The sequence below is a fragment of the Acidovorax sp. genome (assembly GCF_027492855.1).
GTDB lineage: Bacteria > Pseudomonadota > Gammaproteobacteria > Burkholderiales > Burkholderiaceae_C > Acidovorax.
The window spans coordinates 1-6,469 of the sequence record NZ_JAPUDY010000095.1 but is presented as its reverse complement, the minus strand read 5'-3'; the positions used below and the strand labels follow the sequence as shown (position 1 = coordinate 6,469).

The 6,469-nt window shown below is 67.4% G+C and carries 6 protein-coding genes; all 6 read left to right on the top strand.

The features are described from left to right. Positions 1-72 precede the first annotated feature (72 nt). Positions 73-2,025: an FAD-dependent 5-carboxymethylaminomethyl-2-thiouridine(34) oxidoreductase MnmC gene (gene mnmC, locus Q0105_RS18080; protein ID WP_298213645.1), complete on the top strand. Its 1,953-nt coding sequence runs from the start codon at positions 73-75 to the stop codon at positions 2,023-2,025. A gap of 136 nt (positions 2,026-2,161) precedes the next feature. Beyond that, a complete protein-coding gene (locus Q0105_RS18075; RefSeq protein ID WP_298213639.1) occupies positions 2,162-2,965 on the top strand; it encodes a sulfite exporter TauE/SafE family protein in 804 nt (267 codons plus the stop codon). A gap of 42 nt (positions 2,966-3,007) precedes the next feature. After that, positions 3,008-4,846, top strand: coding sequence for a nitrite/sulfite reductase (locus Q0105_RS18070; protein WP_298213637.1), 1,839 nt, complete (start codon positions 3,008-3,010; stop codon positions 4,844-4,846). A 12-nt stretch (positions 4,847-4,858) separates the two neighbouring features. Next, positions 4,859-5,236 carry a DUF934 domain-containing protein gene (locus Q0105_RS18065; protein ID WP_298213643.1) on the top strand — a complete coding sequence of 126 codons (378 nt, stop codon included), beginning with the start codon at positions 4,859-4,861 and terminating at the stop codon, positions 5,234-5,236. A 23-nt stretch (positions 5,237-5,259) separates the two neighbouring features. Then, entirely contained in the window at positions 5,260-5,883 is a 624-nt protein-coding gene (locus Q0105_RS18060; RefSeq protein WP_298213641.1) for a phosphoadenosine phosphosulfate reductase family protein, read from the top strand. 159 nt (positions 5,884-6,042) lie between these two features. Beyond that, the coding region (locus tag Q0105_RS18055) for a phosphoadenosine phosphosulfate reductase family protein (RefSeq protein WP_298213635.1) at positions 6,043-6,469 on the top strand (427 nt) is incomplete at its 3' end.

Genomic DNA, 6,469 nt, shown 5'->3' with positions numbered 1-6,469 from the left:
CGCTGGCTGCGTCCCCCTCCCACGCGCAGCGTGAGAGAGGGGGAAGGCGCGAAGCGACTCAGGGGGTGCTTCATCTCCGAGCCCATTGACTGGCTGCCGGACGGCACCCCCTACAGCCCCCGCTTCGGCGACCGCTACCACAGCGAAAACGGCGGCCTCGACCAGGCCCGCCGTGTTTTCCTGCATGGCTGTGGCCTGCCAGCGGCATGGGCCGGGCTGCCGCAGTGGCGCATTCTGGAAACCGGGTTTGGCTTTGGGCTGAACTTTTTGGTGACCTGGGCCGCCTGGCGGGCCGACCCCGCGCGGCCCACGCTGCTGCATTTCGTATCGACCGAAGCCTGGCCCGTGAGCGCAGCCGACCTGCTGCGCGCCACCGCTGCCCACCCCGAGCTGGCGCCCCTGGCCGAAGCGCTGCACCGCCAGTGGTGGGGCCTGCTGCCGGGCGTGCACCGCCTGCGTTTTGACGAAGGCCGTGTGCTGCTCACGCTGATGGTGGGCGACACGCAAACCATGCTGCGCCAGCAGCAAAGCCTGGTGGTGGATTCCGTTTACCTCGACGGCTTCAGCCCCCAGCGCAACCCGGAGATCTGGGACCTGCACACCTTGAAGGCCGTGGCCCGCTGCTGCCACCGGGGCACGCGCCTGGCCACCTGGACCATTGCCCGCGCCGTGCGCGATGCGCTGGCGCAGTGTGGCTTTGAAGTAACGCGCGTGCCCGGCGTGCCGCCCAAGCGCGACAACCTGCACGCCCTATACAACCCGCGCTGGGAGCCACGCACCCCGCGCCAGCCCGAAGCCATGCCGGAGCCCGCCCTCCCCGGCCCCTGTATCGTCATCGGCGGCGGCATTGCCGGTGCGGCCGCCGCCGCCAGCCTGGCCCGGCGCGGCTGGCAAGTGGTGGTGCTGGACCAGGCCGCCGAGCCCGCAGCGGGCGCATCGGCCTTGCCCGCTGGGGTGTTTGCACCCCATGTGTCGCCCGACGACAGCGTGCTCTCGCGCCTGTCGCGCGGCGGCATCCGCACCACGTTGCAGCAAGCCCGTGAGCTTTTGCGCGAAGGCGTTGACTGGGCCCACTGCGGCGTGCTGGAGCACCGCACCGATGGCACGCCGGGGCTCGCCCCCCACTGGATGGACGGGCCGGGCGCTGCCTGGAGCGAACCCGCGCCGCCTGCTGCCCTGGCCGCCGCCCAACTGCCGCCCGATGCCAGCGCCTGCTGGCACCACCAGGCGGGCTGGGTGCGCCCGGCGCGCCTGGCCGCCACCTTGCTGGAGCAGCCCGGCATCCGCTGGCAAGGCGGCTGCCAGGTGGCGCAGCTACGGCGCGCAGGGCCGCCCTCTGCCCCCATTTGGCAGGCGCTCGGCGCACAGGGCCAGGTGCTGGCCGAGGCCCCCACGCTGGTCATCGCGGCGGGCGCAGGCAGCCTGGCCTTGCTGGAGCATCGCTGGCCGCTGCAGCCCGTGCGTGGGCAGGTGTCCTGGGGCGTCCACCCCAACCCCGCCGTGCCCCTGCTGCCGTTTCCGGCCAATGGCAACGGCAATCTGGTGCCACGGTTTCCGCTGGACGAGCCACTTGAAAGCCCCCATCCCGCTCAGGCGGAGCCTGTCGAAGCCCTTCGACAAGCCTGGGTGATGGGCTCCACCTTCGAACGCGATGTAGAGGCCCTGCCGCCCGACGCCGCCGATGTGAAGGCCGCCCACACCACCAATTGGGCCAAGTTACAAAGCTTGCTGCCCAAAATCGCCCCACAACTGGAGTCCGCCTTCACCTCGGCGGACGCACCAAATACAGACGCCTCGCTACAAACCTGGGCCGCAGTGCGCTGCACGGCGCCTGACCGCCTGCCCATCGTCGGCCCCGTGGATACAGCCCAGTTCCCCGGCCTGTGGGTCAACACCGCCATGGGTGCACGCGGGCTCTCCCTGGCGCTGCTGTGCGGCGAGCTGCTGGCCGCCCGCCTGCAGGGCGAGCCCCTGCCGCTCGACGCCAAACTGACCAGGGCGCTGGGCACCGAGCGCCTGCAGTAGCCGCTGAGCCAATGTGGAGCCAATGTGTGGCACCTCCCCGCAAACCCGCGTCAAACCTTGCTTATATTCAAATAGACATATTGGAAGAGCAAAACAATAGTTTGCATCCATAAGAGAGCCCCCTACATTCGCAGCCATGCATGAATTGGCGTTTGTTTTTGCGGGCTTTGCTGTTGGGCTGATCGTTGGCCTGACGGGCGTGGGTGGCGGCTCGCTGATGACGCCGGTGCTCATCTTTTTCTTTGGCATCAAGCCCCACCTGGCCATTGGCACCGACCTGCTGTTTGCCGCTTTCACCAAGATGGGCGGCACGGTGAGCTTGGCGCGCCAGCGCCTGGTGCCCTGGCGCGTGGTGGGCCAGCTGTGCGCGGGCAGCATTCCGGCGGCCCTGCTGGCGCTGTGGGCGCTGCACACCCTGGGGCCCGCCAGCGCAGCGGCCCAGCGCGTCATGACCACCACGCTGGGTGTGGCGCTGCTGCTCACGGCAGCGGCCACGCTGTACAAGGTGGTGGCTTTTTCGCGCGAGCGCCAGGCGGCCGACCAGGCCAAGCGCCTGGCCAGCGCCGAGCAGGCCACCCGCCCCCGCCACTGGAGCCTGCCCGTGCTGCTGGGCGCGGTGATCGGCACGCTGGTCACCTTCACTTCGGTGGGCGCGGGCGCCATTGGCGTCACCGTGTTGCTGCTGGTGTACCCCCTATTGCCCCTGCCCCGCGTGATTGGTGCCGACATCGCCTACGCCGTGCCCCTCACCCTGGTGGCGGGCCTGGGCCATGCCACGCTGGGCTCGGTGGACTGGCCCCTGCTTGCACAATTGCTGGCTGGCTCGTTGCCCGGCATCTGGCTGGGCTCGCGCCTGGTCACCCGCACGCCTGAGCGCCTGATCCGCTCTGCCCTTTCGCTCCTGCTCGCCTGGGCGGGCATGAAACTGATTTTGATTTAAGAAGAAGGCCCAAAAGCCGCACAACGGCTGGGTAAATCCACGATGTACCAATACACAGACTTCGACCGCCAATTCATCCGCCTGCGGGCCGAGCAATACCGCGACCAGCTCGATCGTTGGAAGGCCGGCAAGCTGCCCGAGGAGCATTTCCGCCCTTTGCGGTTGCAAAACGGCTGGTACATCCAGCGCTACGCGCCCATGCTGCGGGTGGCGGTGCCGTATGGCGAGCTGTCGAGCACACAACTGCGCGTGCTGGCCCGCGTGGCCCGCGAGTACGACCAGCCTGCTCCCGAGCTGCTGGCCGAGGCCCAAGCCACGCAAGAGAAACTCGGTGAAATCCCCCTGACCGACGGTCGGCGCATCGGCACCAAGCTCAAGTACGGCTACGGCCACTTCACCACACGCACCAACGTGCAGTACAACTGGATTCCGTTGGCCAAGTCGGCCGACGTGATGGACCTCTTGGCCACGGTGCAACTGCACGGCATCCAGACCAGCGGCAACTGCATTCGCAACATCAACAGCGACGCGCTGGCTGGCATCGCGGCCGACGAAATCGCCGACCCACGGCCCTTCTGCGAAATCCTGCGCCAGTGGAGCACGCTGCACCCCGAGTTCAGCTTTCTGCCGCGCAAGTTCAAGATCTCGATCAACGGCGCGCGCGAAGACCGCGCCGCGCTCGGCTGGTACGACGTGGGCCTGCAACTGCTCAAGAACGACGCAGGCGAGCTGGGCTTCAAGGTTCGCGTGGGCGGTGGCATGGGCCGCACGCCCACCATCAGCCCGGTGCTGCGCGAGTTCCTGCCCTGGAACCAGCTCATGAACTACCTGGAGGCCGTGATCCGGGTCTACAACCGCTACGGCCGCCGCGACAACACCTGGAAGGCGCGCATCAAGATCCTCGTCAAGGCCGAGGGCCAGAGCTACATCGATCAGGTGGACGAAGAGTACCGCCAGATCGTGGAGCAAGAAGGCGGCCCCCACACCATCACCCAGGCCGAATACGACCGCGTGGCCGCCAACTTCCAGGAGCCCGTGCTCGACCTGTCGCCCGCCGACGCCGAGGCCGAAACCCTGGAGCTGCTGCGCACCGCCGCCAGCGAAGACCAGGACTTCGGCCGCTGGCTTGCGCGCAACGTGCTGCCGCACCGCCACCCGCAACTGCGCGCCGTGGTGCTGTCGTTCAAGCGCCTGGGCTATGCACCCGGCGATGCCACCGCCGAGCAGATGGAAGCCGCCGCAGACCTGGCCGACCGCTTCTCGGGCGGCGAGTCGCGCGTGACACACGAGCAAAACCTGATCCTGCCCTGGGTGCGCCGCGACCAATTGCCCGCGCTGTACCAGGCGGCCAAGGCCCTGGGCCTGGCCAAGCCCAACATCGGCCTGCTGACCGACATGATCGCCTGCCCCGGCGGCGATTTCTGCTCGCTGGCCAACGCACGCTCGCTGCCGATTGCCGAGGCCATCACCGAGCGCTACCAGGACCTGGACGAGCTGTGGGACCTGGGCGAGATCGACCTGCACATCAGCGGCTGCATCAACAGCTGCGGCCACCACCACAGCGGCCACATCGGCATCCTGGGCGTGGACAAGGACGGCAAGGAGTGGTACCAGATCACGTTGGGCGGCGCCGACGGCTCCCACCTGTCAGGCCCCGCCGCGCCGGGCAAGATCATCGGCCCCTCGTTCAGTGCCACCGAAGTGCCCGGCGTGATCGAGGCGCTGCTGGCCACCTACCGCGCCGAGCGCCAGTTGCTGCCCGACAACGCCCAAGGCCCCCGCTACGAGAACTTCATCGACACGGTGCGCCGTGTCGGCCTGGAGCCCTTCAAGAGCGCAGCCAACGCAGCGCGCCACCCCGCCGAAACCGCAACCGCCTGACCCTTGAATACTATGAAAATAATAGCTGCCCACGAGCACCAGGCCAGCGCTGCAGGCCAAAAAGTGATTGAACTCGCCAACGACGCTAACCCCTTCGAGCTGGACCTGGCTGGCGTTGACCGCATCGACCTGAACTTCCCCAAGTTCACCGACGGCCGGGCTTTCAGCCAGGCGCGGCTGCTGCGCCAGCGCCTGCAGTTCACGGGCGAGTTGCGCGCCACCGGCGAGGTGCTGATTGACCAACTGGTGCAAATGGCCCGCTGCGGCTTTGACGTGGCCGTGCTGCGCGAGGGCGTGGACATGGCCGACGCGCAACGCCAGTTCGACCGCTTCCAGGGCTTCTACCAAGGCGACGTGGCCCATCTGCCGCACTTTCGCAAGGCCGCATGATGAGCAGCCACGCAACCACCACCATGACCACCGCCGACCTCGCACGCGTCAACGCTGAACTCGGCCGCAACGCCCCCGGCCTCACGGCCTGGGCGCTGGGCCTGGGTGCGCCCACCATCGTCACCACCAACTTCCGCCCCTTCGAGGCGGTGATCCTGCACCTGGTCACGCAAGTGAACCCCGACGTGCCCGTGGTCTGGATGGACAACGGCTACAACACCGAGGCCACCTACCGCTTTGCCGACGAGGTGACGAAACAGCTCGGCCTGAATCTGCAGATTTACCTGCCGCTGCGTTCGCGCGCGCACCGTGAGGCCGTGGACGGCGCCACGCCCGCACTCGACGACCCGCGCCACGCCGCCTTTACCGAAGAAGTGAAGCTGGAGCCTTTTGCCCGCGCGCTGCGCGAGACGGCGCCCAAGGTGTGGTTCACCGCCCTGCGCGCCACCGACACCGCTGTGCGCGCACAGATGGAGCCGGTGAGCATCAACCCCGACGGCCTCATCAAGGTGGCGCCGCTGCTGCACTGGTCGTCCAAAGACCTGCACGAATACTGCGTGAAGCACGGCCTGCCCAACAACTTCGACTACGTGGACCCGACCAAGGGCGAAGACAACCGTGAGTGCGGTTTGCACCTGACCCACTGATACGGATCTGCCCGTCGAATACCTGAAACCGTTCACGCTGAGCTTGTCGAAGCGCCGCGCAGAGCTTCAACAAGCCTGTCCTGAGCCTGTCGAAGGGCTCAGCCCGAACGGTTTTGATGGTTCGAACGCTCATCCGTACGAAACACCACTGATCCGACCATGAACGCCCGCACAGACTCAGCGCTGCTTGAGAAAACCAACAATATGAGCCACCACCTGAACAATTCGCATCTCGACGCGCTGGAAGAAGAAACCATCTTCATCCTGCGCGAGGTCGCCGCCGCCTTCGAGCGCCCCACCCTGCTGTTCTCGGGCGGCAAGGACTCGCTGGTCATGCTCAAGTGCGCAGAAAAGGCCTTTGGCGTGGGCCGCATTCCCTACCCGCTGCTCATGATCGACACGGGCCACAACTTCCCCGAGGTGACGGACTTCCGCGACCTGCGCGCCAAGGAGCTGGGTGCCGACCTCATCGTGCGCAGCGTCGAGGATTCGATGGCGCGCGGCACCGTGCGCCTGGCCCACCCCGGCGAATCGCGCAACGTGCACCAGTCGGTCACGCTGCTCGAAGCGATTGAAGAGTTCCGCT